The organism is Amycolatopsis balhimycina FH 1894, assembly GCF_000384295.1.
GTDB lineage: Bacteria > Actinomycetota > Actinomycetes > Mycobacteriales > Pseudonocardiaceae > Amycolatopsis > Amycolatopsis balhimycina.
The window spans coordinates 6,394,439-6,420,872 of the sequence record NZ_KB913037.1 but is presented as its reverse complement, the minus strand read 5'-3'; the positions used below and the strand labels follow the sequence as shown (position 1 = coordinate 6,420,872).

General features: G+C 72.0%; 21 protein-coding genes and 1 other RNA gene. 7 read left to right on the top strand and 15 right to left on the bottom strand.

Translation table 11 applies throughout. From position 1 onward, the window contains the following. The first annotated feature begins 85 nt into the window (after positions 1-85). Positions 86-1,441 (top strand): 4-aminobutyrate--2-oxoglutarate transaminase, encoded by a 1,356-nt coding sequence (gene gabT / locus A3CE_RS0129430; RefSeq protein ID WP_020643691.1) that lies wholly within the window; start codon positions 86-88, stop codon positions 1,439-1,441. Then, a complete protein-coding gene (locus A3CE_RS0129425; protein ID WP_020643690.1) occupies positions 1,438-2,865 on the top strand; it encodes an aldehyde dehydrogenase family protein in 1,428 nt (475 codons plus the stop codon). The genes gabT and A3CE_RS0129425 overlap by 4 nt, the downstream gene beginning before the upstream one ends. A gap of 58 nt (positions 2,866-2,923) precedes the next feature. On the opposite strand, the gene A3CE_RS0129420 is transcribed toward A3CE_RS0129425, so the two are convergent. Both A3CE_RS0129420 and A3CE_RS0129415 read right to left on the bottom strand, forming a co-directional pair. Continuing rightward, a complete protein-coding gene (locus tag A3CE_RS0129420) occupies positions 2,924-3,697 on the bottom strand; it encodes a helical backbone metal receptor (protein ID WP_020643689.1) in 774 nt (257 codons plus the stop codon). After that, positions 3,694-5,100 (bottom strand): RNB domain-containing ribonuclease, encoded by a 1,407-nt coding sequence (locus A3CE_RS0129415; RefSeq protein WP_020643688.1) that lies wholly within the window; start codon positions 5,098-5,100, stop codon positions 3,694-3,696. Before A3CE_RS0129415 ends, A3CE_RS0129420 begins: the two co-directional genes overlap by 4 nt. A gap of 130 nt (positions 5,101-5,230) precedes the next feature. On the opposite strand from A3CE_RS0129415, the gene A3CE_RS0129410 reads away from it, so the two are divergent. Beyond that, positions 5,231-6,184: an ATP-binding protein gene (locus A3CE_RS0129410; protein ID WP_020643687.1), complete on the top strand. Its 954-nt coding sequence runs from the start codon at positions 5,231-5,233 to the stop codon at positions 6,182-6,184. Here the strand turns inward: A3CE_RS0129410 and A3CE_RS0129405 are convergent. From A3CE_RS0129405 to A3CE_RS0129350, 13 genes are all read right to left on the bottom strand, one after another. Beyond that, positions 6,181-6,378 (bottom strand): hypothetical protein, encoded by a 198-nt coding sequence (locus A3CE_RS0129405; RefSeq protein ID WP_020643686.1) that lies wholly within the window; start codon positions 6,376-6,378, stop codon positions 6,181-6,183. The two genes, A3CE_RS0129410 and A3CE_RS0129405, sit on opposite strands and share 4 nt — an antisense overlap. Positions 6,379-6,409: 31 nt before the next feature. Beyond that, a complete protein-coding gene (locus A3CE_RS59630; RefSeq protein WP_020643685.1) occupies positions 6,410-8,485 on the bottom strand; it encodes a hypothetical protein in 2,076 nt (691 codons plus the stop codon). Between the two features lie 122 nt (positions 8,486-8,607). Further along, positions 8,608-9,588, bottom strand: a complete 981-nt coding sequence (locus tag A3CE_RS0129395; protein WP_425387614.1) for a C40 family peptidase — start codon at positions 9,586-9,588, stop codon at positions 8,608-8,610. A gap of 23 nt (positions 9,589-9,611) precedes the next feature. Next, the gene (locus A3CE_RS0129390; protein ID WP_020643683.1) at positions 9,612-10,211 is read right to left on the bottom strand and encodes a hypothetical protein; all 600 of its coding nucleotides are present in this window, start codon (positions 10,209-10,211) and stop codon (positions 9,612-9,614) included. Positions 10,212-10,214: 3 nt separating this feature from the next. After that, positions 10,215-12,296: a hypothetical protein gene (locus tag A3CE_RS0129385; protein WP_020643682.1), complete on the bottom strand. Its 2,082-nt coding sequence runs from the start codon at positions 12,294-12,296 to the stop codon at positions 10,215-10,217. A gap of 127 nt (positions 12,297-12,423) precedes the next feature. Further along, positions 12,424-15,375, bottom strand: a complete 2,952-nt coding sequence (locus A3CE_RS0129380; RefSeq protein WP_026468990.1) for an ATP-binding protein — start codon at positions 15,373-15,375, stop codon at positions 12,424-12,426. Between the two features lie 3 nt (positions 15,376-15,378). Continuing rightward, on the bottom strand, positions 15,379-15,858 hold the full coding sequence (locus A3CE_RS0129375) for a hypothetical protein (protein WP_020643680.1): 480 nt from the start codon (positions 15,856-15,858) through the stop codon (positions 15,379-15,381). Between the two features lie 10 nt (positions 15,859-15,868). Next, the gene (locus A3CE_RS0129370) at positions 15,869-16,138 is read right to left on the bottom strand and encodes a hypothetical protein (RefSeq protein ID WP_020643679.1); all 270 of its coding nucleotides are present in this window, start codon (positions 16,136-16,138) and stop codon (positions 15,869-15,871) included. 454 nt (positions 16,139-16,592) lie between these two features. Beyond that, positions 16,593-17,447, bottom strand: coding sequence for an SCO6745 family protein (locus A3CE_RS0129365; protein ID WP_020643678.1), 855 nt, complete (start codon positions 17,445-17,447; stop codon positions 16,593-16,595). A gap of 76 nt (positions 17,448-17,523) precedes the next feature. Continuing rightward, an RNA gene (gene rnpB, locus A3CE_RS53935) (RNase P RNA component class A) lies at positions 17,524-17,930 on the bottom strand. Positions 17,931-17,950: 20 nt separating this feature from the next. Further along, on the bottom strand, positions 17,951-19,186 hold the full coding sequence (locus A3CE_RS0129360; RefSeq protein WP_020643677.1) for an NAD(P)/FAD-dependent oxidoreductase: 1,236 nt from the start codon (positions 19,184-19,186) through the stop codon (positions 17,951-17,953). Further along, positions 19,183-19,995, bottom strand: a complete 813-nt coding sequence (locus A3CE_RS0129355) for a ferredoxin (protein WP_020643676.1) — start codon at positions 19,993-19,995, stop codon at positions 19,183-19,185. Before A3CE_RS0129355 ends, A3CE_RS0129360 begins: the two co-directional genes overlap by 4 nt. A gap of 8 nt (positions 19,996-20,003) precedes the next feature. Then, entirely contained in the window at positions 20,004-20,672 is a 669-nt protein-coding gene (locus A3CE_RS0129350) for a DUF4142 domain-containing protein (protein WP_026468989.1), read from the bottom strand. Between the two features lie 246 nt (positions 20,673-20,918). Between A3CE_RS0129350 and A3CE_RS0129345 the strand changes: the two genes are divergently transcribed. From A3CE_RS0129345 to A3CE_RS0129330, 4 genes are all read left to right on the top strand, one after another. After that, positions 20,919-21,497, top strand: coding sequence for a sigma-70 family RNA polymerase sigma factor (locus A3CE_RS0129345; RefSeq protein ID WP_020643675.1), 579 nt, complete (start codon positions 20,919-20,921; stop codon positions 21,495-21,497). Then, positions 21,494-21,898, top strand: coding sequence for a hypothetical protein (locus tag A3CE_RS0129340; RefSeq protein WP_020643674.1), 405 nt, complete (start codon positions 21,494-21,496; stop codon positions 21,896-21,898). Before A3CE_RS0129345 ends, A3CE_RS0129340 begins: the two co-directional genes overlap by 4 nt. A 96-nt stretch (positions 21,899-21,994) precedes the next feature. Further along, a complete protein-coding gene (locus A3CE_RS0129335; protein ID WP_020643673.1) occupies positions 21,995-24,814 on the top strand; it encodes an AAA family ATPase in 2,820 nt (939 codons plus the stop codon). Between the two features lie 305 nt (positions 24,815-25,119). Then, positions 25,120-26,361 carry an SLC13 family permease gene (locus tag A3CE_RS0129330; protein ID WP_020643672.1) on the top strand — a complete coding sequence of 414 codons (1,242 nt, stop codon included), beginning with the start codon at positions 25,120-25,122 and terminating at the stop codon, positions 26,359-26,361. The last annotated feature ends 73 nt before the right edge of the window (positions 26,362-26,434 follow it).

The window sequence follows — 26,434 nt, the reverse complement described above, 5'->3', positions numbered from 1 at the left end:
GCTGAATTGTCCGGAATGGCCACCTGACGACTGTCCGGTAACAGCTCATCCTGAGGACGTCCACCGACTTCCCCAGGAGCACGCCGTGACCGCAAGCACCACCGCCGAGCCGCAGGCCCCGGCGCCCCGGCAGCGCACGCTGCGCACCGAGATCCCCGGCCCCGTCTCGCGCGAACTGCAGGAGCGCCGCGCCAACGCCGTCGCCGCCGGGGTCAGCTCGGTGCTGCCCGTCTATGTCACTTCCGCCAGCGGCGGCCTGCTCACCGACGCCGACGGCAACGTGCTGATCGACTTCGGCTCCGGCATCGCGGTGACCAACGTCGGGCACTCCGCGCCCGCGGTCGTCGACCGCGTCCGCAAGCAGGCCTGCTGGTTCACCCACACCTGTTTCATGGTCACGCCGTACGAGGGGTACGTCGAGGTCTGCGAAGCGCTGGCCGAGCTGACGCCGGGCGACCACGCGAAGAAGTCGGTGCTGTTCAACTCCGGCGCCGAAGCGGTCGAGAACGCCGTGAAGATCGCGCGGACGGCGACCGGACGCCAAGCCGTCGTCGTGTTCGACCACGCCTACCACGGCCGCACCAACCTCACCATGGGCATGACCGCGAAGTCCGTGCCCTACAAGCACGGCTTTGGCCCCTTCGCACCCGAGATCTACCGCGTGCCGGGCTCGTACCCCTTCCGCGACGGCCTGCCCGGACCCGAGGCGGCCGCGCTGGCGATCGACCGGATCGAGAAGCAGATCGGCGGCGACCAGGTTGCCGCGGTTGTTCTGGAGCCCATCCAGGGCGAAGGCGGGTTCATCGAGCCCGCGCGCGGCTTCCTGCCCGCCATCGCGGCGTGGTGCCGCGAGAACGGCGTCGTGTACGTCGCCGACGAGGTCCAGACGGGCTTCTGCCGCACCGGCTCGTGGTTCGCCTCCACCGACGAGGACGTGGTGCCGGACCTCATCGCGACGGCCAAGGGCATCGCGGGCGGCCTGCCGCTGTCCGCCGTCACCGGCCGCGCTTCCCTGTTGGACGCGGTCCCGCCGGGTGGTCTCGGCGGCACGTACGGCGGCAACCCGATCGCCTGCGCCGCGGCGCTCGGCTCGATCGAGACCATGAAGGCCGAGGACCTCGCTTCGTCGGCCAAGCGCATCGAAGGCGTCGTCCTCCCGCGGCTGCGGGCGCTGGCTTCGGAGACGGGCGTGATCGGCGACGTCCGCGGGCGCGGCGCGATGCTGGCGGCGGAGTTCGTCAAGCCCGGTTCGGGGGAGCCGGACCCCGGCCTGACCAAGCGCGTCGTGGCGGCCTGTCACCGCGCCGGGGTCGTCGTGCTGACCTGCGGCACCTACGGCAACGTCGTCCGGCTGCTGCCGCCGCTGTCCTTGGCCGACGACCTGCTCGACGAGGGCCTTTCGGTTCTCGAGCACGCTGTCCGCACGGAGGCCCGCGCATGACTTTCCCGTTCTGGGTGGCCGGAAAACCGGTCACCGCCGGCTCGACGGCCGTCGTCCGTCACTCGTACGACGGTTCTCCGGCGGGGTCGCACTTCGTCCCGTCGGCTTCGGACGTCGAGGCTGCGGTGCAGGCCGCGGCCGACGTCGCCGACGAGTTCGCGACGCTGCCCGCGCACGTCCGCGCCGGGGCGTTGGACCACGTGTCCCGTTCCTTGGGCGAGCGGTCCGAAGAGATCGCCGCGCTCATCACGGCGGAGTCCGGCAAGCCGCTGAAGTGGGCGCGCGGCGAGGTCGGCCGCGCGGTGTCGACGTTCCGCTGGTCCGCGGAGGAAGCCCGCCGTTTCTCGGGCGAGCTGCAGCGGCTCGACACGGACCCGGGCGGCACCGGCCGGCTGGCGCTGGTCCGGCGCGTGCCGCGCGGGCCGGTGCTGGGGATCACGCCGTTCAACTTTCCGCTGAACCTGGTGGCGCACAAGGTGGCCCCGGCGATCGCGGTGGGCGCGCCGATCGTGCTCAAGCCTGCGCCGGCGACGCCGCTGACGGCGTTGCTGCTCGGCGAAATCCTGGCTTCGGCGGATCTCCCGGCGGGCTCGTGGTCGATCCTGCCGGTCGACAACGAGACGTCGTCCCGGCTGGTCGAGGACCCGCGGCTGCCGGTGGTGTCGTTCACCGGCTCGGTCCCGGTGGGCTGGGCGATCCGCGACCGCGTGCCGCGCAAGCACGTCGCGCTGGAGCTGGGCGGCAACGGCGCGGTGCTCGTCTGCCCCGATTGGCCTGACCTCGAATTCGCGGCGCAGCGGATCGCGACGTTCGCGATGTACCAAGCGGGCCAGTCGTGCATTTCGGTGCAGCGGGTGTACGCGCACGACTCGGTGTTCGACGCGTTGGCCGAGAAGGTCCTCGCGCAGGTCGGGACTTTGCGCACCGGCGACCCGCGCACGGAGGGCGTGGACGTCGGCCCGCTGATCAACGTCGACGCGGCCGCCCGGGTTTCGTCGTGGATCTCGTCGGCGGTGTCCGCGGGTGGCCGTCTCCTGACGGGCGGTTCCCGGTCGGGCGCGACGGTGGAGCCGACGGTACTGGCGGACGTCCCGGAGGACGCGTCGGTGATGGCCGAGGAGGTCTTCGGGCCGGTGGTCTCGCTGAACCGGGTGTCCTCAGTGGACGAAGGGGTGGCCCGGATCAACGCGTCCCGGTTCGGGTTGCAGGCGGGCGTGTTCACCCGCGACCTTCCGACGGCGTTCGAGGTGTCGGCGGCACTGCGCGTGGGCGGGGTGATCGTGGGTGACGTCCCGAGCTTCCGCGCGGACCAGATGCCGTATGGCGGGGTGAAGGACTCGGGAGTGGGCCGTGAAGGCCCGGCGGCGGCGATGGCGGACTTCACGGAGGAACGTGTCACGGTCCTGACGGGATTGACGCTGTAACCCGTCGCCAAGTCCGTGAATGGCACATTGAGGGACTCTAAGTCCCTGGATGTGCCATTCACGGACTTGCGAGGACTTCTGTCAGCGCGGTGTGGGCCTCGACCAGTGAGGGCCCGTACCAGGTGAGGTGGCGGCCCGAGACCAGGACGTACCGCGCGTCCGGGAAGTGGTCCGGGCCGTCGTCCCCGGTGAACAGGTACGGCTCGTCCGGCAGCACCAGCAGGTCCGCGTCCGCGCTCAGGTGCGCCCGCAGTTCCTCCACGTCCGGGCGTGGGTAGCGCTCTTCCGAATCCGCGTACACGTTCGCCACGCCGACGCGGCGCAGGACGTCGCCCGCGAACGTGTCGCGGCCCAGGACTATCCACGGCTTGCGCCACACCGGGACCACCGCGTGGAACCGCGCCGGCCGGACCTCGCGCCAGGCTTCTTCCGCGGCGACCAGCCACTCCGGCTCTTCGAGTTCGTACGCCTGGGTCAGTATCCGCCGCAGCGACCCCAGCGCGGCCGGCACGGTCGCCGCCGCGGCCATCACCCAGACCGGGATTCCGTTGGCGCGCAGGCGTTCCACGTCCTCCTGGCGGTTCTCCTCGGAGTTGGCCAGCACGAGGTCGGGCGCCAGATCCAGCACCCGGTCGAGTTTCGGGTACTTCGAGCCGCCGACGCGCGGAACGTCCAAACCGGACGGATGCGTGCAGTAGTCCGTCGCGCCGGCCAGGCGGCCGGGCGCGCTCACCTCGACCGCTTCGGTGAGCGACGGCACCAGCGACACCACCCGGGCCGCCGGGCCCGGGAGCGGCACCGGCTCCCCGAGATCGTCGGCGAGGTAAGTCATGCCCGTTCGAACGACACCTTCCGCTTCTCGACGTCGACCGAGGTCAGCCGGACCCCGATCCGCTCCCCCGCGGTCAGCTTCTCCCCCGCGCACTTCGCCATCACCGTCGGGTCCTCGACCAGGATCTCCGCCTTGTTCTCGTCCGCGCGCAGCACCACCGCGCTGAACTCGCCGCCGATGTGCTCGGCCAGCACCCACGCTTCCACCTGGTCGATGCACGCGCGCTCGACCTTCGCGGCGAGGGTGTCCGACGCGCTCATCCGCTCCGGGACGTCCGCCAGCGCCGCCCGCACCCACTCCGGGACGTCGCGGCCGGCCGAGACGGCGAGGCAGATCTCCGTGGCGAACCGGTCGACCAGCCGCCGGATCGGGGCCGTGACGTGCGCGTACGCGCCGCCGATGCCCGCGTGCGTGGTCAGTGCGGGCAGCTCGCCGTCGAACGCCGTGTAGCCCGCGCCGCGCAGTAGCCGTGTCGTGTCGGCGTAGAGCGCCATCGAGGCCGGCTGCCCGGGGTCCAACCGGGACAGGAACTCCGAAACGGTCGCCTTCGGGGCCCACGCGATGTTCAGCGCCTCGGCCGAGCGGCGCAGCCAGTCGACGGCCTCGGGCTCCGGGTCGGGCAGCGTGCGCAGGACGCCGACCCGCGCGTCGAGCATGATCCGCGCCGCGGCCATCCCGGTGAGCAGCGAGATCTCGGCGTTCCACGCGTCGACGGCCGTGCGCGGACGGCGGGCGAGCACCCAGCCGCCGTCCGGGTCGCCGCTGATCTCCTGCTCCGGCAGCTGCAGCTCGACCGCGCCGCGGCGGACGGCCAGTTCGCGCCGCCGCCGTCCCAGCTCGGGCAGCGCGGCCACCGACGGGTGCGGGTGCCCGGCGTCGAGCGCGGCCTGCACGGTCTCGTAGTCGAACTGCTCAGTGGACCGGACCAGCGCGCGACGCACCCGGGTGGCAATCGGCTCGCCCGCTTCGTCGGTTTCGATGGTCCAGAGCACCGCGGGCCGGACCTCGCCGGGCAGCAGGCTCGCCGCGCCTTCGGACAGCACCGGCGGGTGCAGCGGAACGTTCCCGTCGGGCAGGTAGAGCGTCTGCCCGCGCAGGCGCGACTCGCGGTCGAGCGCGCCACCGGGCGGGACGAACGCGGCGAGGTCGGCGATCGCGTAGTGCACCCGGAAACCGCGCGCGGTGCGCTCGACGACCATCGCCTGGTCGAGGTCCTTGGATCCGGGCGGGTCGATGGTGACCAGCGGCAGGTCCGTCGCGTCCTCGCGGGGCTCGGGCGAGGCCAGCGGGTCGAGGACCGCGGCCTCCGCCTCGGCCAGCACCTCGGGCCCGAACGACTCCGGCAGCGAAAACTCGGCACGAAGGGGGCCGAAGTCCCCGCCCGCCGAGTGTGTCCTGATCACGAGGGGAGGCACCCCCCAACCCTAACCCTCACCGGGCCCGGTGATCGCCCGATCGGGCGCGGGCCGGTCGGGTGTACGTTGCCCGGAGCATAATGAAAACCGTCTTCATTGCCAGAAGGGGATCCGAAAAGTGAAGATCGCGTTCGTCGGCAAGGGCGGCAGCGGCAAGACCACGCTGTCGTCGCTGTTCGTGGCGTACCTCGCCGACGCCGGCCTGCCGGTGCTCGCCATCGACGCCGACATCAACCAGCACCTCGCGGTGGCGCTCGGCGCGACCGAAGAGGAAGCGCTCGCCTGGCCGACGCTCGGCGACAACATGACCCTCATCAAGGACTACCTGCGGGGCGACAACCCGCGCATCCCCGACGCGGCGTCGATGATCAAGACGACACCGCCGGGCCGCGGCTCGCGGCTGGTCCGGCCGTTCGAGGACAACCCGGTCTTTTCGGCGTGCTTCCGGCAGCTGGACGGCGTGCGGCTCGGCGTCACCGGGCAGTTCGACGAGGACGACCTGGGCGTCAAGTGCTACCACTCGAAGGTGGGGGCGGCGGAGCTGCTGCTGAACCACATGGTCGACGTCGACGGCGAATACGTCGTGATGGACATGACGGCGGGGGCGGACGCGTTCGCCTCGGGGCTGTTCACGCGGTTCGACGTGACGTTCCTGGTGTGCGAGCCGACGGTGCGGAGCGTGGGGGTGTACCGCCAGTACGCGGACTACGCACGCGACTTCGGCGTGCGGCTGGTGGTGGTCGGCAACAAGGTCACGGACGCCGAAGACGTGGAGTTCCTGCAGGAGCAGGTCGGCGGCGCGCTGCTGGGGTGGATGTCGGCTTCGCGGCACGTACGCGCGGCCGAGCGCGGCGCGGCCCGCCCGATCGCCGAGCTGGAGCCGCGCAACCTGGAGACGCTGAGCTCGATGCGCGCGACGGTCGACGCGGAGCAGCGCGACTGGGCTCGCTACCAGCGTCAAGCGGTCGAGTTCCACCTGCGAAACGCCCGGGCCTGGGCGGGCGCGGACCTCGTTTCGCAGGTGGACCCGGAGTTCGTGCTGAGCCCGCAGCTGGCGGTCCAGTCGTCTTAGTCGTCGTTCCAGGAGGCGTCGGCGGCGTCGGCCTTCCGGGTGCGTTCCCGGGCGATGTCGAGCGCACGGCGCGCGGTGGCTTCGTCCGGGTACGGGCCGAGCAGGTCGACGCTGCGGCTGCGTTCGAGGTGCTCGACCTGGTTGGTGCGGGTGTTGTAGTACCACCCCTGGTCCGGGTTCGGGTCTTTGGCCATGTACCCAGGTTCGCACCCGGCGGCCCGGCTGTCAGCGCTTGTACCGGTACGGGATCTCGGTCGGCTGGCCGGTCGGGCCGAAGTCCTGCGGTTCTTCGGGGTCCTTCTGTTCGGGGTGCTCGTCGAACCAGCCACGCGGAGTACCGCGCGGCGGAGTGGCGGGTTCCTGCCGCGAAGGCTGCGGAAGAGGCGTGTCCCGCCCGGGGAACACCGGCCGCGCGTTGGGCGCGGGGGGTACCGGAGGCATGGTCCCGGGCCCCGGGAAGACCGGACGCGCCGGGGCGGCGTGACGGGCGGGGAACGGCTGGGGGGTCGACTCCGGGCCGGGGAAGACCGGCTTGGCCTGCGGCGGCGGAGACGCGGTCTGGGGCGCAACCGGCGACTGCGGCTGCGAGGTGCCGCCAGGACCCGGCGATGCGGCAGCCGGCTGCGAAGCGGCAGGCGACACCGGCGGCTGCGGAACAGCGGGCTGCTGCGCGGTATCACCAGGCGCCTGCGAAACAACAGTCGGCTGCGAAACGGCCGGAGGTTCCGACGACTGCGAAACGGCAGGCGGCTGCGGCTGCGGGGTTCCGGAATCCTGCGAAGCGGCAGCCGGTTCCGGCGGCTGCGCAACAGCAGGCGGCGCCTGCGGCTGCGAAGCGGCAGCCGGCTGCGACGACACCGCAGGCGGGACCGTCTCCTCAGGCGTCGCAGTAGACAGCTCCGATGCCTGCGCCACGCTGGCCGGCTCCGGCTGCGCAGCGGGCATTCCCCGGGGCGTCGTGGGCGGTCCAGACTGGAACTCCGGCACAACCGGGTGGACCGGATTCTGTTCCGCCGGCGCAGGCGCGGCCGCCTCAGCTTGGTCTGTGTCTGCCGATGGCGGTGCGGCCACCTCAGGCCGGGCCGCCGTCCACGGCGCGAGCGTCTCGGCAGGCTTTGTCCCGGTCTCAGCCGGTGCGATCAACTCAGGCTGGTCCGCAGGCTCAGCGGATTCCGGCCGAGCCGCCTCCGTCGACACCGCCTCGGCTGCGGGCGGCTGCGCTGCTTGCTCTGTACCCGCTTCCCCCACGGCAACGGGTTCGTCGACCGCCGGTGATTCGGCCGTCAACGGTTCCGGGTGCATCTCCTCCGGCTCGTGCTCGACCACGGGCTGTTCCGCGGGCTGCCCGGACACGGGTTCCGTCACCGGAGACCGCGGCTCGTCCTCCGCAGTGGCCGCAGCCGGCTCCGGAGCGGCATGCCGCGGGAAGGACTGCGGCGCCTTGACCGGCCCCGGCGGATCCGATTCGGCCGGCACCGACCATTCCGGCTCCGCCGGCTCGGCGACCGGTGCAGCCGGACCCGAGTCGTGGCGAGGACCAGTCACCGGCGAAGCATCCACGCGAGCCGAAGCCGCACCCGACGGCGACGCAGCCTCTGCCGGCACCCAACCCTGACTCGGCGGTGCGGCTTCCTCCGGACGACCCCACCCCGGCGGCGCCGCCGGGCGTGGCTCGGACGCCGGCGCCAGGTGCTCCGGCGTTCCCGGTACCGACTGCCCCGGTGGTGGGTGGGGCACCGTCCGCCACACCGGTGCCGGGCCGATGTTCATCGGGGCCGGCGCCTGGCCCGGCGCCGGTGGGGCTCCCGGGGGCGGTGGCGAAGGACGAGCTGCCGGCTTCGGGATCGGGTCCAGGCAGGACACCAGCACCGTCGTGTTCAGCGGGTCGTCGACCTTGCGGCCGCTTCGCTCGCGGTAGACCATCTCGCCGTCGGCGTCCATCTCGACCAGGTAGCCCGCCTCCGCGAGCTGCTCCTCGTCGAGGTCCGCCAGTTTCTCGTACCGCGACGGCACGACCCGGTAGACCGGCCACGCCAGCGCGGCGTGCTCCGCGTGGAACTGGGCCAGCAGCGCCGCCATCTGGTGCTGCCACGGCAGCGACATCCCCTCGGCCAGCGAACGCGGCAGCACGACGTACCCCGCGTCGACACCGGGGTACCCCTGGCCCAGCTGGTCGGCGAGCGGGGTGCTGGACGCGGGGCGAGCCGGCTGCCGGGGCGGCTGGGGCGCGCCGAACAGCGCCGCCGGGTCCCGGGGCTCGCCCGCGCCGGCCTTGCCTCGCCTGCCGAATTTCCGTCCCACGTGCTCATCCTCTGCCAGTACGCGGCCACCTGCTCGTGGAAGCGCCGCGACGTCGGGTGAATCGGTTCCGCTGTCGGCCGAACCCGCCGGCCCCTGCTCGTGTCAAGGGTCTCTCACCCATGCTAAACGCCGGGGCGGACCGCCTGCGGTACCAGTTCGCGCTCGTCGAACGAGAAGGCTCGGATGTGGACCGGGACGCCGGTCTGCTGCGCTTCGACGACCTTGTTGTCGCCCAGGTACATCATCACGTGGTGGATGGAGTCGGGATCCGCCGGGTTGGTGGCGAGGAACAGCAGGTCACCGGGCTGCGCCTCGCGCACCGGCAGCAACGCGCCGGCGTGGTACTGGTTGTAGGAGACGCGCGGCAGGATGATCCCGGCCGACTCGTAGGCCCGCAGCATCAGTCCCGAGCAGTCGTACGCGTCCGGCCCTGTGGCGCCCCACACATACGGCTTCCCCTGCTCGCCCAGCGCGAACTTGATCGCCTGCGCGGCCGCCTGGCTCGGCGGCAGCAGGGCGCCCATGCCGGTGCCGCAGCCGACGACGTCGGCGACCTGGCCGACCTTCTCCACCAGCGTGGCCGCCATCGGCTCCCACTTGTGGTAGCGGCTCGGGAAGCCCGATCGCTCGACGGCCTGCGCGGCGTCGCCCGGCAGCTTGTTCTGCCAGTCCGGCACGCCCAGCAGGACGTCGTAGAACTTGTTGACCTCGTAAGTCGGGTCGGTGACCTGCGCCACCGTGCCCCAGCCCATCGACGGGCGCATCTGGAAGATGCCGAGGGAGTCGCGGTCGCCGTAGGTGAGGTTGTGCAGCCCGGACTCGGTCATCCCGGCCTGGATCGCGACCTGCCACGCGCGCGGCGCCAGTGACCGCTGCTTGCCGATCGAGACGATCAGCGCGACGATCCCGCGCTGCTCGTCGTCCAGCTTGGACGCGTCGACCGTGCCGCGCTCGCCCTGGCCGGGCTGGGTCGGCCCGACCGAGGCGTCGCAGCTCATCAGCGACACGCCCCGGGCCTGGGCCTGCTGGTTGTCGATGACGACCTTCGCGGCGACTGCGGTCACGACCAGGGCGCCGATCGCGACGAACACGACCAGTCCCAGCCAGAGCCCCAGGCGCCGCACGGTCAGGTCGCCTGGTCGTAGTCGGCGACCCGCCAGCCGGCGTTGGTGCTCACCACCGTGATGGCCAGCTTCGGGCCGTCGGTCGGGATGGTCAGCTGCACCGAGCTGGAGTACGACGTGCTGACCACCGGCTCACCGGTGACCTTCGTCGCCGGGATGTTCGCCGGGTCGACCGTCGACATCACCGGCAGATACTCGTCGGTGGTGAAGGGTTTCAGCTGCGCGAGCCACTGCGCGGAGGTGATGCCCGCCGGGTGGTCGACCCAGGCCGCGGCCCACTGCTTGGCGACGCGGAGGGCGTCCTCGTTCGGCGGCACCGGGGTGGGCGTGACCAGCGGCGTCGACAGCCGCGTCGGCAGGTTCGACGTCGGCACCGGCGCGGCGACGGCCGGCGGGGTCGTCGAGACGGACGTGGTCGTCCCGGTGCCGGGTGACGCCTTGGCCTGCGGTTTGCCGACCACCTTCGGCAGCACGATGCCGAGCGCGGTGACCAGGATCGCCAGGAACACCAGCGTGCCCATCAGGTGGCGGGGCGAGCGCAGCGGCCAGCCCCACAGGCGGCGGTAGACCGCGGCGCGGCCGCGGTTGGTGCGGATCGGCATCGGTCACCGCCCCATCGCTTGGTCGGTGTCACGGGGTTCTTCGCGGACCTCGATGCCCCGAGACGGCCGGTAGAGCACGAAGACCGGCTTGCCGGCGACGACTTCGGGATCGACGCGGCGCGGCTGGGCACGCGCGCCCGGCGTCCGCGCCGCGTCCGGCGACGGGTAGTCGCTGAAGTTCGATTCCGGAGTACGCAGGTCGGAGGGCACGACAACGGGCTCGGGCTCGTCGCTCCAGCGCCGATCGGCCACCGGCGAGGTGTCGACGCGCCGGCTCTCGTTCCGCGTCGTCGGACGGCCACCCGCCCCGACGACGACGTAGTCGCCAGGGTCGCCGTTGGCCGGGTTGTACTGGCCGAACACCGGGGCACCGGGCCGCCCGCCCGCGGGCAGCGCACCCGCGGAGCCACCGCCTCCCACAGCCCCCGGCCACGCGCCGGACCAGGCCGCGGCCGGGCGCGAGGCGCCGGAGTGGTTGTCGAGGCGCTGGGCGTTGGCGATGATCGTGGCTTCCGGCCGGAACCGGCCACCGCCGACGGTGGCACCCATCGGCCCGCGCTGTTCGCCGTCGACGACGTCGTCGGTGTCGCGCACGTTCTGCCAGAAGTCGTCCTGGGGCGTCGGGCCGTTCTGGCGGCGCTTGAAGCGGGAGAAGATCCCGCCCCCTGGCGACGGCACGGCGGCGCCGACCATGCTGACCGACATTTCGACCATCTGCCACAGCCGCCGCACCGGCCGCCCGACCATGAACAGCAGCACGGTGATGAGCCCGGCGAGGACCATCTGCGTGAGCATGTTCAGCGAGTTGCCGGCGTCGAAGATGGCTTGCAGGAGAAGGGCGTGCACCCCGGCGAGCACCGAGAGCACGACCAGGTTGAAGGCGACCCCGCCGGCGACCTTGAGCACGCGGCGCAGGATCTCCGGGTGCAGCAGGGCGACGAGCCCGATCAGCGGCGCGGTGAGCGCGAAGAGGCGGATGAGGACCTGGGCCAGCAGCACTGACGCTTTCGCCAGCAGCTGGAAGAGCGAGTAGACGAGGGCCTGGCCGAGGGACAGGAACCCCGCGCCGATGCGGCCGCCGGCTTCGCCGGTGAAGTAGCCGGTGGCGGGGCCGAGCTTGGTGGAGATGTCCTTGTAGGCGTTCTTCTTGCCGTCGATGACGGCCTGGTTCCCGTCGTCGCCGTTCACCAGCTGGTTGCGGGTGAACGCCTGGGCGTCGAGCAACGGCTTCCCGTACTGCCCGGCCTGAGGCGCCGACGGCGTGCCGAACTCCCCGCGCAGCCAGTTGTTGTAGACGATCTGCGTGTGGAGCTGGGTCGGCAGGATGTCGCGGACGATCCGGTCGCCGCTCTCGTCGACGAACCCCGCCTGGATGTTCGTGGTGGTCTGGACGATCGCTTTGTCGATCGGATCGAAGTACCGCAGCATCGCCAGTGACGACGCCGCCAGCCACACACCGGCCAGCGCGTAGAGCGCCCGTTTGCTGACCGCGGCCAGGTCACCCCGCCAGATGTTGCGGAACATCATGATGGAGAGGATCAGCGCCACCAGCCCGAACAGCTGGGCGTAGATGTTGTTGTAGACCTTTTCGGCGCCCGACTTCACCGCGTTGTAGATCGGGTTCAGCAAGCCGCCTTCGAGCACCGTGTAGTGCAGCGAGTTCGTAGCGCCGACGATGTTCTTGCCCAGGTTGAACAGCTGGTTGCCACCCCAGGTGTCCAAAGTGGACCCAGGCGGGGTGAGGTTCACCGCCGTGCAGTTGGTCTCGAAGGTGTTCCAGACCATGCCGGCGTAGCCGTAGTCGATGTAGGCGCTGTTCGGCTCGCCGTGGCCCTCCGGCGGATCGATCGCGCCGACCATCCCGGCACCCGGGCGTTCCGGGTTCGGCGCCTCGCCGCACGCCGCCGCGCTGGCCGCGGGGGCCGTGGCGATGGCCTGCAGGCCGAGGACCAGCATGACGGCGAACATGGTGGCCTTCCGGCTCGGCACACGCCGGGCCGGTGGGCCTTGCTTGATGCGGCGCTTAAGCGCGTGCCATGCGGCGGCCAGCGTCAGCAGCACCGCCAACGTCAGCAGGGTGTTCATGCCGCCCCCTCCGCGGTGACCCGCGAGGCCGCGGCGGGAGCGGCTTCAGCGCCGGCGCGGCTGCCCACGGCCCGGTGGCCGGGGCTCGCGCCCCGATCGGCACGCATGCCTCGTTCCCGGGCCGCGTTCATGCGGCGTCCCGGCCGGTGCCGCCCTTTCCTCCGGTTCGGGCGTGCTGTTGCCCGTTCGACGGCTGGACGCCGCCCTCCACCTCGCCTGTCTCCGATGCCAAGGGGTCCGGGGCGCCCAGGAGGTTCTCGTCGGCGAGGCCGACCTCCAGTTCCGCCGCCAGTTCGAAGTCCTGCTCCAGCTCGATGTCGTCCTCCGGAGGCACCGCGACGTAGGGCTTCTTCTCCTCCGTCTTCGGCCGCGCCAGCTCGTGGCCCGGGCGGGGCTTGGCCGCGTCCTTCGAGCCCGGCGTCGTGTCCATGACCGACCGCAGGTGATCCAGGTGCGGGCCCGAGAAGTCGACGCGGATGCGCTCCACGCCCCCGGCGCCGTCGCCGAAGATGAACTGGCGAGGTTCGACGTCCCGCTCCAAGCCGCGCTGTTGCGCGCCCGGGCGGCGGCCCAGCGCCGCGACGACCTGCTCGTAGCCCACGCCCACCGGGACCTTCAGCAGCCGCAGGGCGTCCGCCTGGGCGTCGTCGTCGTCGAGACGGCCGACGAACACCGAGTCCAGCAGGGTCACGAAACCCTGGATCTTCAGGAAGTCCGCCGGGATCTGGGACGACAGCAGGACCCGGACGTTCCACTTCCGCGAGTCACGCGCGAAGCGGTTCATCAGGACACGCCCGGTCGGGACCTCCGACAGGAAGAACGCCTCGTCGATCCAGACGCCCTTGCGCATGTCCTTCGGCTTCTCGTACACCGACCGCTGGGTCAGCCACGCCGCCAGGTTCAGCATCTCGACGCCGAGGGACTCCGCGTCCGTCCAGTACTCGCGGGGGACGCCGTCCTTCGGCAGGGTCAGGCCCGCCATCGTCAGCACCGTCAGGCGGTCGTCACGGGTTTCCGAGTACGGGTCCGCATCCGTCTCCGGGATGAGCAGCGCCATCCGCTCGCGCATTTCGTCGAGGAAGTCCGCGACGACGCCCGCGTGCTCGTGGTGTTCCGAAGAATCCCGCCGGAGCGCATCGATTACCTGGCCGGGATCCGCATCGAAGCGGCCGCCGACCGCGCGGACCGCGCGCAGCAGCACGATCCGCGTCTGCGCCATCCGCGACACCTCGTACGGCAGCACACCGGACAGGACGTCCAGCACCAGACGGCGCCGCGTCGCGCCCGCGAGGGCTTTTTCGCGGCGCCAGGAGCGCTCGGGGTCGTCCTCGTCCATGAAGTGCTCGATGAGCGGCTCGGCGACCACCCGGTACGGGTTCAGAATCCCCGGCTGGGCGTTGAGCAGGTTGATCGGCCGCGCGTACGGCCGCAGTTCCGGCAGGTCGCACAGCCGCGACAACGGGCCGGACGGGTCGAGGATCGTCCAGCTCGCCCCGGCCCGCAGCGTCTTGTAGACGATGCCGCCGCCGAGGAACGACTTACCACCACCCAGGCCCGCCACCATCGCGGTCAGACCGGAGCCGTCGCGGATTTCCTGGGCCATCCACGGGTCCCAGGCCACCGGGCGGCGGGTCGCCGTGCACGTCTCGCCGAGCAGGATGCCGCGGCGGTCGCCGACCTCCGCGGTCGCCGTCGGGACCGCCGAGGACGCCCAGACCACCGAGCCGCGGCGCATGTACGCCGCCGACGCCAGGGGCTCGCCGGGGATGAACTCCCTGGCCAGCGCGTACTGGGCTTCGGGGTGCTCGATGGCGATCTTCGGCTTGTACAGGTCGAGCAGCTGCTGGGCCAGGCGCAGCGCGTCGCGCTCGGTCGGGCCGGACACCGCCAGCCGCCACCAGGACCGCACGCGGGTGGCGAGCGCGGTGAAGCCCGACGTCATCTCGTCGTCGATCTCCAGCACCCGCCCGGCCTGCCGGGACAGCGACTGCGGTGGCTCCAGCTCGTGCTCGTCGGTGTAGTGCTTGACCTGCGAGCGCACCTTGTTCATCTGCCGCTGCAGCTCCCCGGCCACTTCCTCGGGGCGCCGGACGTAGATGCGCGCGGACACCTCGACCGCGGCGGGCAGCCGGTCGGCGTGCTGGATCCACGGGTCGTCGACCTCGGGGATCTGCAGGCCGTGCATCTGCCCGACGGTCAGGATCGCCAGGTGCCGCGAGACGCCGGCGTTGGAGCCGGTTCGGCCGCGGACGGTCACCGTCGGCGCGTACGGCTCGGCGTAGAAGTCGGCGGCGTCGGTGAAGCTGGCCAGGTCCTCCGGCTCCCACGCGGCGCCCGGCACGGCGGGCATGTTCCGCGGCGCGGGCAGGCCCAGCGAACAGGACCGGTGCATCAGCCAGGACATCTCCTCGGCGTGCACCGGACGGCCTTCCAGCCCGGCGCTGCCGATGACCTGGTCGAGGTGCTCGACCTCGGAGTCCAGTGCGGCCAGCTCGGCGTCGACGGCCTCGGGCAGGATCTTGCGCAGCACCGGCGCGGCCCGCTCGACCGCGCGGTCGACCATCCGCCGCGTCTGCACCTGGACGCCGATGTAGACCTCTTTTTCGGCCATCGAGCGGCCCATCAGCTGCTGCTGCTCGCCGATCAGGTAGTCGTCGAACGACAACGCGCCCGGGACGTCGTTGGGGCGGCCGTGGGCGTTGTAGACGTGCGCCTCGGCCCACATCCGGATCGGGTACGGCCGGTTCGTCACGCGCAGGTGCAGCCACCGGCCCTGCAGCTCGGCGTACTGGCCCGCGATGGCCGCGATGAGGTCGCGCCGCTGCGAGTCCGAGCGGAACGACCAGCGCTGCGGCGCGAGCCGATACCAGGCGTAGACCTCGTACCCCGAGCGCACCAGGTGCCCGTCGATGCTTCGCACCGCGATCGACGGGGTATACGCGGGTATGGCCTGCTCACCGGGCAGGCGAGCCTTGTTCCCCGAGCCGTTTCGCGACGCGCGGACCTGCTCGGGCGGTTGCCATCCGCCCGAGTGTGCGTCCCGACCCCGTTTTCCTCGGCTAGCGCCGCGACCGAACAACGACTACCTCCCGGCCCGAGCCGCGTTGCCGCGGTTCCGGCGCGCTCGTGGTGTTCCCTGGGTGATGGCACCCGGCGGCCCGCCGTGGTGCTGGTACTGCCGCCTCCGGCGGTGCTTCGGCAGCGGGCGCTCGGCCCGTACCCGGACGCGGCTGGCGCTGACGGCGCCGCCCGTGCCCGTGGTCACCTCTCTGGGGGTGTTGAGCTCGCGTCCGGCCATCGAAACCACGGTGCCCAGCGGGCGCTCGTGGCTGATCTTGGCCGTCAGCAGCCGGGTGATCACGATGGTGGCGACGAACGCCCACGCCGTCGAGAAGAACCCGAAACTCCACCCCGCCCAGCGTTCGATGCCGAGGACGACGAAGAACGCCGGGATGCCGATGAGCCAGGCGACGTACCGGGCTCTCCAGGGAAAAGTCGCTTTCGGCGGGCCGAGCCACACGGCGTCGACCCGGTAAACCTCGTCATCGGTCCTGATGCGCACGCTGCCCGCCTCAGCCGGTGAACAGGCCGGCGATCCACTGGCCCACGTTCACGCCCGCGCCGCTGACCGCGAGACCGATGATGGCGAGCGCGATCACCACGCCGGCGAGCCGCCGCATGACGCCGGCGTTGTCGCCCTTGCCGCCGCCCAGCCAGAGAAGCAGGAGGGCGACGGACAGCAGCACCAGGGGGATGACGTTGTCGAGCAGCCACTGACGCACGTTTCCCGTGCCCAGTTGACCGCCGGCGGCCAGCGTGTCGAGGGTGGTCAAGGTCATCATCGCGATACTCCCGGTGCGCGGTGGGGGCCGCGCGGTTCTGGCTCAGGCAGTGCTTCGAACAACATCATGGAGGCTACGAGGGGTAGTGGTCAAAGCGCGCAGAGTAGACATCGGCTGGCTCCTCAACCGATGCAGTCCGCACGGCACACGAAAACTCCACGCCCACCATCATCGCGGCAAGGGCCCTCGGGTTGAACCCCGGCCACCCATACTTCTCAGTGTGCTGACGAACTCACCCCAATGCCCGGGATTTGCTCACTGTGGGTACTGGCACTCGAGCCGTTGTGCGGCCCGGAACAGTGTGACACGACACGAACGGCCGCGTCCCACGAGTCCGCTCTGTGACGGCCCCGCGGCCGGTCGGACACCATCTCGATCTTGACCGCCCTCGCTGTCCGTCACAGGGGGCTCAGCACTTCACGCGATTTTCACTACATAGCGTGATCTTGGTCGATCAGGGCCGGCCCAGGGCGAAAACGTCCGCCGGGAAGACGCCGGCCTCGACGACGCGGACGCTGAGACCGCGGCACAGCTCTTCGAGCCGGGCGGTCTTCTCGGGTCCCAGGTGGTCCCACGGCCCCCGCGCGGCCGTCTCGGTGGCGGTCTCGACGCGGTCGCGCTGCGCGAGGCCCGCGTCGGTGAGCGCGCCCTCGGCGTCGAGGAGGCCGCGGTCCTTCAACGCGCTCTCGGCGGCGCTCCACTGCTCGTCGCTCCAGCCGCGGGTGAGCTTCGCGGCGGCGGTGACGAACCCGCGTCCGGTGGCGCCGTGGGTGACGAGCGCTTCGAGCCCGCTGAGCCCTTCGAGCACGAGAGCGGCGATGTGCCCGTCGCCGCGGTGCTCGCGAAGCAGCGTGACGGCGTGCCAGAGAACGAGGTGCGGCTCTCCCGGCCAGGCCAGCCCGGCGTGGGCGGCGTAGAGCGGACGGCCTTCCGCGCGGCACCCCGCCGTGGCTTCGCGGGCGAGTTCGGCGGCCTCGGCGGCTTCGTCGCTCTTGACGTGGTCGCCGAGCAGCCGCGTGAGCGCCTTGCCGACGCCGGCCAGCCGCGCCTCGAGCACCTGCTCGGGCGTCGCCAGGGTCCAGGCCCGCGGGATGGTGCGGGCGACGACCTCGGGGTTGAAGTTGTAGAAGGTGGCGGCGACGACCTCGGGCCCGACGGCCCCCATGGCGGCACTCCGCCCGGCGAAGTACGGCATCCGCCCCGGCCGCAGCCCGGCCCCGGCGAACGCGGCGTCGACCTCCGGCGCGAAGTACACCAGAGCGTGCAAAGAGTCGAAGGCCGCCTTGAACCGCTGCTCGTCACCCGCCATAGCGGCACCCTACTACCGAGTAACCCCGCGGGGGAACCGAAGATCGTCGCACCACAGGGACGGACACGGCTGGGTGCGGACGAGCTGGCATGTAAGCCGGATCCTGTTCCCCGGTCGCCTTGCGGCTTCCGGGGCGACGGCCATCCATCTCGGCCTGCCGTTGCCGGCAGGCTCCAGCGGCCTACCCGCAGGCTCGGACGGGCCGTCCTCGAACGCCTGCGCAGGAGCTCGAGAGCTCCCTCTTGGCCTTGCTCCGGGTGGGGTTTACCTAGCCACCCCGGTCGCCCGGGATGCTGGTGGTCTCTTACACCACCGTTTCACCCTTACCCCGGTCCTCATGAAGCACACGGACCGGGGCGGTCTGTTCTCTGTGGCACTGTCCCGCGGGTCACCCCGGGTTGCCGTTAGCAACCACCCTGCCCTGCGGAGTCCGGACTTTCCTCGGACCGGGTCGCCCCGGCTCGCGACCGCCCTGCCAGCTCGTCCGCAGGCTGGATGGTAGCTCAGTACCCGGCCACGGCCTCGCTGTGGTGGCGGGGCCGGACTTCGGGCGGGGGTTCGGCGGGCGCGGGGTGCTGGCGGGCGAGTTCGGCGGTCCAGTGGAGGACGGCGGCGGGGCTGTCGAGCCCGATCAGGCCGACGAGCTTGCCGTTCCGGACGAAGCCGGTGATCGGGCGGGTGCCGGGGACAGGGGATTCGAGCAGGACGGTGTCGGTGGCGAGCGCGGGCCGGCCGGCGACCTGGATGCGGACGCCGTGTTGTTCGGACCAGTAGCGGGGCACCGGGGTGTAGGCCGGGGAGCCCTGGGGGCCGGCGAGGAGGTTCTGGGCGGCGGCGCGGCTCATTTCGACGGCGTTGAGCCAGTGTTCGTCGCGCTGGGGGGCCGGGTCGAAGCGCAGGTTGGGCCAGCGGGCGACGTCGCCCGCGGCGACGATCGTCGAGGAGCCGACGACGTGGCAGGTGGGCCCGCAGACGACGCCGTCGTCGAGGGGGAGCTTGGCGCCGCGGAGCCAGGAGACGGCCGGGACGCTGCCCACCGCGACGACGACGCAGGCGACTTCGAGGGCGCGGCCGTCGGCGAACTCGAGGCCGACGTGGGTGGGTGCGGGACGCCAGCGGCGGATCGTCGTGCCGAGTTCGAGGTGGACGCCGCGGGCAGTGTGGAGCGCGGTGAGCCAGTCGCCGATGTCGGGGCCGAGGACGTCGGCCAGCAGCGCTCTCGACCGTCCGAAGAGGACGACGTCCCGGTTCATCTCCCGCAGGCTGGACGCGACTTCGCAGCCGATGAAGCCGTCGCCGATCACGGCGACCGGGCCGGGGTTCGAGGCGAGGGCGCGCTGGAGGGCGATCGTGTCGGCGAGGGTGCGGACTACGACCACGCGCGGGTGGCCGTGCGGCGCGCCGGGCATGCGGCGGGGTTCGACGCCGGTGGCGATGATCAGGCCGTCGTAGGGCAGTTCCTCGTCGCGGAGGTGGACGACCTGCTTCTGGGGCGACACCGCCGTGACCGGGGTGTCGAACCGCCATTCCGCGTCGACTTCGAGGGGGTCGGCGAGGAGGGTGTCGGCCCGGCTGACCGCGCCGGTGAGGAGCTGCTTGGACAGGGCCGGGCGGTGGTAGGCGATGCCGGGTTCGGCACCCAGGACGACGACTTCGCCGTCGAAGCCGAGTTCGCGCAGCCGTTCGGCGGCGCGCAGGCCGGCGAGGCCGGCTCCGGCGATGACGATGCGTTCGCTCATCGGGTGGCTCCCAACAGGTGGATGGCTCTCATGGGGCAGGCGCGCGCGGCGGCCTGGATGTTCGGGGCGAGCTGGGCGAGCGGGCGTTTCTCGTACTCGAGCTGCCCGTCCTGGCCGAGCTGGAAGACCTGGGGCGCCTCGGACTGGCAGACGCCGTAGGCGTGGCAGCGGTGGCTGTCGACGTCGACGCGCAGGGTGGCGGGCTCGGCGCCGGGTTCGGCCGGCGGTGCCGTGACCAGCCCGGCGCGGGCGAGGACCCGGGCGGGCAGCACGCGCAGGACCGACAGCAGCACCGGCGGGACGAGCAGCGTGATGCCGGCGAGCCAGACCAGGGCGAGGTGCCCGCTCGAGACGGCGCCGAGCCAGGCGTGCACGGCGAGCAGGCCGATGGCGAGGTAACCGGCCTGGTGGAACCGCAGCCAGCGGCCTTCGCGGGTGCCTCGCCGCAGGCCCGCGGTCACGGACACGGCGATCACGAGCTCGAGGCCGGCGATGCCCAGCGCGTGCCGCGGCGTGCCGTCGTAGAAGGGCAGGAGCAGGTCGGCGACGCCGACCGGGTCGTCCTCCAGGAAGAGGAAGGTCAGCCCGTGCACGGTGCCGAGGGCGAGGGTGAACGCGGCGAGCAGGACGTGCCCGGTGCGGATCGCGTCCTGGCCGCTGAACCGGCGGACCCAGCCGGTGGCGGCGAGGACGCCCCAGGACAGCGTCAGGCACATGCAGAGGTAAGTGAGGCGGCCAGACAGGGTGGCCGCCTCGGCGATCCCGATGTCGTGCGGCGACACCGGGATCAGCGCGGCTGAGGGGGACATGGGGCGGCTTACCTCCGGGTGCGCGGCGCGGTCCTGCCGGGGGTTCCGAGCAGGCGGAGCAGGCCGAACGTGACGACGGCGGCGAACGCCACGAAAACGGCCGCGAGGGCGAAGTCGCCGCCGCCGAGGGTGTCGTCCTCGGTGGCGGAGACGAGCAGGGACGTGGTCTCGGCGAGCCCAGTGCTCTCCAGGAGCGTCAGGTGGCCGAGCGCGGTGTCGACGGCGGTCTGGGCGAACGCGCGGACGTCGTCGTCGCGGGTGCCGGCGCGGACGTCGGAGGCGAGGGCGAAGAGGGTGCCGTACTCGGCGCGGAGCCGGTTGACGTAGGCGCGGTCGAACGCGTCACCGGAGTCCGCGGCGATCTCGCCCGCCCAGGCGCGTTCGGCGTCCGTGGGCTCCCCCGGCAGGGTGACGGCGAGCCGGTCGGCGACCGCGCGGAGGGCGACGTCGAGGCGGGCCTGGTCGTCGGCGATGCGGACGGCGACGGCGCGGACGCGCCGGTTGGTGGCGCGGTCGGCGGCGAGCCTGCTCGACGGCACGGCCCACAGCGTGTGCTGCTTCAGCCGGGTGAGCAGGGTGCGGTCGGTCTGCTGCAGTTCCCCGGCCGACGCCGGGAAAGCACAGCCGAGCACGAACGCGGCCGTGGCGGCCAGCAGTGCCACGAATCGGAGCGGCATCCCCGTTGTCCCTTCGCGAAGAGTCCTCATGGACAGCTACGGTCCGCACCTCTGATCCGGTTCTCACCGTCACCTTTTAGTGACTGTGACGTGTATCACAAGACACATTGTGAACCAACTGATGACGACTGCCGTCGCCTCGGCGGCTAATTGAGTGTGAAAACTGATGCATATGGTCTATTAAGTGATTTTGCGCTACGCTCCGATGACCCCTCGGTCCGCCAGTCAGGTGAGGTTGCGAGCTTTATGGAAGCACTGGGCAGAGAAAGTCGCGGCCAGGTCGGCTACGCCTCGTCCGCCACGGCGCTCGACGTCGACCTCGGCGAGCCCGACGACTTGGTCCCGTTGCTCTACAAGGACTTCCGCGCCACCCTGTTTTCGCAGGTGATGGCCCTGACCAACCACGACCGGCAGTGGACCGAAGACGTGGTGCAAGAGACGATGATCCGCGCGTGGCAGCACTCCGGCACGCTCGAACGCGAGCCCGGAATGCTCCGCGGGTGGCTGCTCACGGTGGCTCGGCGGATCGTCATCGACGGCTGGAGAAACCGCCGGGTCCGCCCGCAGGAGGTCGCCCTGGAGATCCCGGAAAACGCCGAGTCCGCCGACCGCACCGACAGCTCGTTAGCCGCGCTAACGATTTCCCGGGCATTGGTCGAACTCGACGAGAAATACCGTTCCGTCATCTACGAGACGTACCTCGCCGGAAACACCGTTCGGCAGGCGGCCGCAATTCTGGGAATTCCCGAGGGAACGGTGAAATCGCGGTTGTACACCGCGATGCGGCAATTGCGGAAGGCGCTCGGGGAAGTGACGGTGCGATGAGGGGGCGGCACGCCGACGCCGCGGCCTACCGGCTGGGCGTCCTGGACGATCCGGAAGAGTTCGAGGAACACCTTCTCGGCTGCGCCCGCTGCCGGGCCCGGGTCACCGGGTTCGGCCCGGTGGCCGGCGCGCTGGCCGAAGCGGCCCGGCTCGGCTGGCTCCCCCGCGGCGGACCGGCCGGCCGCTACCGGCCTCCCGGCGACGGCGCGGCCGGAAAGCCGTACGCGCACCGTCGGGGCTCGGTGGCCGGCCCGCTGCTGCTGCTCGTGCTGGGGATGGCCGTGACGGCCCTGGGCGTGGCCCGCCCCGTCGCCGGGAAGATCCGGGTCGCATCGGCTGCGTACATCGTCTCCCCTGCTCTGGTGGTGGACCTGCGTCGTGGGGCGCTCTGCCGGCCGTAACGGGTTCCCGGGCGGTTTCCCCAGGTCACCGCGCTCCACTCCCGTGGTGGGCCGGTTTCCAGTAGTCTGCCCGAACCCAACATGAAAGTCCTTACGGTGGATACCGAAGTAAATCCCGAGAACCCCGTCAGCGGGGCTTCGGTACCGAAGCGTCCCGCCCTGCGGCTCCCCGGCCGCGAGCCCGAGCTCAACCGCCTGACCAGCCTCTTCCCCGCCGTTCTCGGCGGCACGGCCGCCAGCGCGGTCCTGGTCGGCGAGTTCGGCATGGGCAAGAGCGCCACGCTCCACGCCGCCGCGGCGCTGGCCGCCGACGCGGGCTTCACCGTCGCGATCGCCACCGGGTCGCGCCTGGAGAGCCACCTGCCCGGCGGGGTCGCCCGTCAGCTGGCCGACGCGCTGGACGACCCGGGCGCACCGAGCCCGCCCGTCACCGAGCTGTGCGGACCGGCCGGCGAGAGCGAAGCGCTCGAACTCTTCTTCCGGATCGTCCGCGAGGCGGCCGGGAAGCGCCCGCTGTTCCTCGGCATCGACAACGTGCACCTGGCCGACGCCTGGTCCCTGCGGTGCCTGGCCTACATCCGCAACCGCGTCGTCGACCTGCCGGTGCTGATCACGCTCACCTCCGTCGTCGGGTATCCCCCGCACCGCGAGGTCGCGCTGCTGGACATCGTGGGGAGCACGCCGGTCAGGATCACGCTGAACGGCGTCGGCGACGCGGCCGCGGCGGGAATCCTCGGCCTCGCGCCCGGGGAGCTCGCCTCGGCCTGCCGCGAGGCGACCGGCGGCAACCCGGTTCTGCTGCAGGCGCTGCGGCCGCGGCTCCTCCCCGGCGTGGACCCGCACGAGCTCGGCTCCTCGCTGATCGGGCAGGTGCTCCACACGCGAATGCAGGAGTTCCCGCACGCTCCGGCGATCCTGGACGCGGCGGCGATCCTCGGCGAGGACGCGGGCTTCGACCTGCTGGCCCGGCTCGCCGACGTCGACGAGCTCGAAGCGCTGCAGGCGATCGACACCATGGTCCGGCTGCACGTGCTGAACAACAGCAGCCAGCCGACGCTCACCTACTCGTTCGTCCGCAACTCCCTGCTGAAGGACATGCCGCAGACCACGCGAGCGGTCAACCACTCCCGGGCCGCGAAGCTGCTGGCGGAGGCGGGCGCGCCGGCCGAGCGCGTCGCCGCCCACCTGCTGGAAGCGACGTCGATCCGGATCCCGTGGGCGGTGGACGTGCTGCGGCTGAGCGCGCGCGACGCCGTGTTCTCCGGGCGGGCCGAGCTGGCCGCGGCGCACCTGCGGCGGGCGCTGGAGGAACGGCTGACGTCCGGGCGCCGGATGGCCGTGCTGCTCCAGCTCGCCCACGCGGAGTTCCAGTTCGACCCGCCCGGCGCGGCGAAGCGGGTGCGGGAGGCCGTCGACACCGTCGGCAACCGCGACACGGCCGCGCACATCGCCTCCGCGATGCTGCTGTCGCTCTGCGGCGGCCAGGACGCCCGGCTCGGGATCAGCGCGGCGGGCCAGATCGCGGCGCGGCTCGACGCCGGCGGCCCGGACGCCGTCTGGCCGCTGTTGTGCATGACCTACCTCGCCGAGGCCGGGAGCAGGCTCGGCCCGCCGCCGGAGTTCCGCGACTTCGAGGAGCAGTGGGCGCCGCTGACCGACCCGGCGGCGCAGCGGAGCCGCTCCGCGCTGCTGGCGCTCGACGCCGTCCGCAGCGGCGAATCGGCGCAGGAGGCGGTCGGGCACTTCGCGGACGCGCTGAGCCAAGCCGGCGACCCCGCCGGGAGCCCCCGGAGGCCGAGCGGCGACGACGGCGAGCTGTTCGAGCAGCACTACTTCTTCACGCTGGCCACCGCGGTCCTGGCGGAGGAGCCGGCGCACGTCGACCGGCTGTGCCGGGTCCTCGACGTCGAGCGCGAACCGTGGGACGTGCACGTGCCGCACGGCGCGCTGCCCACCCTGGCCCGCGGGATCGCGCTGCAGGCCAGCGGGGACCTGCAGCGGGCGAGCGTCCACTTCGAGTCGCTGCTGCGCCGGTTCGACGAGCGCGGCGGGACGACGACCTGCCCGATCGGCGTCCTGTGCGCGGCGAAGCTCGTCGAATGCTGGGTGGACCTGGGCCGGTTCGAGGCGGCGACGTCGTTGCTGGACCGGATGGACTTCGTCGCCAGCCAGGGCCTGTTCACCCACACGTACCTGCTGTACGCGCGGGGCCGCCTGCGCGTCGCGACGGGGTACACGCGCTTCGGCTTCGAGGACCTGCTCAGCTGCGGGCGGCGGCTCGCGCACCACGGCATGCGGTTCCCGGGTTTCGTGCCGTGGCGCGCGCACGCGGCGCGGGCGGCGCTGGCCCTCGGCCAGGCCGACGACGCGGCGCGGCTGGCCGAAGAGGACATCAACGCCTCGGCCCGCTGGGGCGCGGCCCGCCCGCTCGGCACGGCGTTGACGACGCTCGGCCTGGTCCGCGAGGACGACGAAGCCGAGCGGGCGCTGAGCAAGGCGATCACGACGCTGCGGTCGTCACCGGCCCGGCTGCAGCTCGCGACGGCCCAGACCGAGCTGGGCACGCTGCAGGCACGGCACGGCCAGTCCGAAAAGGCCATCGAAACCCTGCGGCAGGCGGTGGAGCTGAGCGAGCACTGCGGAGCCCGCCCCCTGGCCCGCCGAGCGGCGGAGGAGCTGCGCTCGGCCCGGCGCGCGCTGACCCCGGCGAAGGACAACGAGCACGGCCTGACCCGGCAGGAGAACCGCATCGCGGTGATGGCGGCCCAGGGCCTGACCAACCGCGAGATCGCGACGGCGTTGCACCTGACGCGGCGGACGGTGGAGCTGCACCTGTCCGGCGCCTACCGCAAGCTGGGCATCCCGGGACGTGCGGAACTCGGCGGCGCGTTGGCGAAGTCGCAGCGCGGCAGCTGAGTCCGCTTCTGAGTCCACTTCGGACACTGGGCTGAGCTGCCCCCGATTTCCACGCTACCCGGGGGTACCGGCAAAACCGGCCTCCGCGGCGAGCAGGCCCGGGGTCCGGCACGGACGCGGGGCCGGGACTCCGGCAGCGCATGCCCTCGCCGAAGCGTGTCGTGAACGACCCGTTCACCTCGTCCGGCGTCATGAACGAGTCGTTCACGACGTTCGGCGCGCCGAATTGTCGGTGCCTGCCGGTAGCGTGGAAGACGGGGGGGGCGCCCCCGCGGGGTCCGTGCGTCCGAGGTTAGCGTGCACAGGTGAACTTCTGGGCAGGCGCGGGAAGCCTGGTGCTCTTGGCCGGCGTACTGCTCTTCGCGATCGTCCGGCCGCGGGGCTGGCCGGAGGCCGTGGCCGCCGTTCCGGCCGCAGGGCTCGCGCTGCTGCTGGGGCTCGTGCGGCCCGCCGCGGCCGGGCATCGGACCGTGGAAATCCTGCCGACGCTGGGCTTTCTGGCCGCCATCCTCCTTTTGTCCTTTTTGGCCAGTGTGGACGGCGTCTTCTCCTGGCTCGGCAGCCGGCTCGCCGAGGCGTGCCACGGGCGGCCGCGGCGGCTGCTCGTGCTGACCTTCGCCGCCGCGGCCGGGGTCACCGCCATCCTCAGCCTGGACGCCACCGTCGTGCTGCTCACCCCCGTGGTCCTCGCGACCGCGACGAGCCTGGAACTGCCCGCCCGGCCGCACGTCTACGCGTGCGCGCACCTGGCGAACTCCGCGTCGACGCTGCTGCCGGTGTCCAATCTGACCAACCTGCTGGCCTTCGCCGCGTCGGGGCTGACGTTCGCCGGGTTCACCGCGCTCATGGCCCTGCCGTGGCTGGTCACCATCGCCATCGAACTGGTCGTTTTCCTGCGGTTCTTCGCCGTGGACCTCCGCCCGCGGGACACCGCCGAGCCGCGGCAGCACCAGGAGCCGCCGACGTTCGCGCTCGTCATCCTGGCGCTCACCCTCGTCGGGTTCGCGGTGGGCCAGCTCGGGCACGTCGAGCCGGTGTGGATCGCCGCGCTCGCCGCGCTGGTCCTCGGGGTGCGGGCGCTCGCGGGGGGCAAGATCCAGCCGTGGCAGCTGGTCACCGAGGCGGCGCCGCAGCTGTGCCTGTTCGTGCTGGGACTCGCGGTCGTGGTCGAGGCGGTGTCGGAACACGTCCTCGGCGGCCTGCTGCGCGACGTCCTGCCGGCGTCCACCGGCCTGGTCGACCTGCTGCTCGCGGCCGGGGTGGCGGCGCTGCTGGCCAACCTGGTCAACAACCTCCCGGCGACGCTGATCCTGCTGTCGGTGCTGGGCCCGCACCCCGCGCCCGGCGTGCTGCTGGCCGTGCTGCTCGGCGTCAACATCGGCCCGAACGCGAGCTACCTCGGTTCCCTGGCGACGCTGCTCTGGCGCCGCACCCTCCCGGAACACCCGTCGGCCAGGACGTTCCACGCCCTCGGCGCCATCACGACCCCGCTGTGCCTCGCCGCGGCGACCGTCGCCCTCTGGCTCGGCCTCAGCCTGACGACGTAACCCGTAACTCGCGTGATCGAAGCCGTAACTCGCGTGATCGAAGCCGTAACTGGCGAGTTCCGGCCTCGATCAC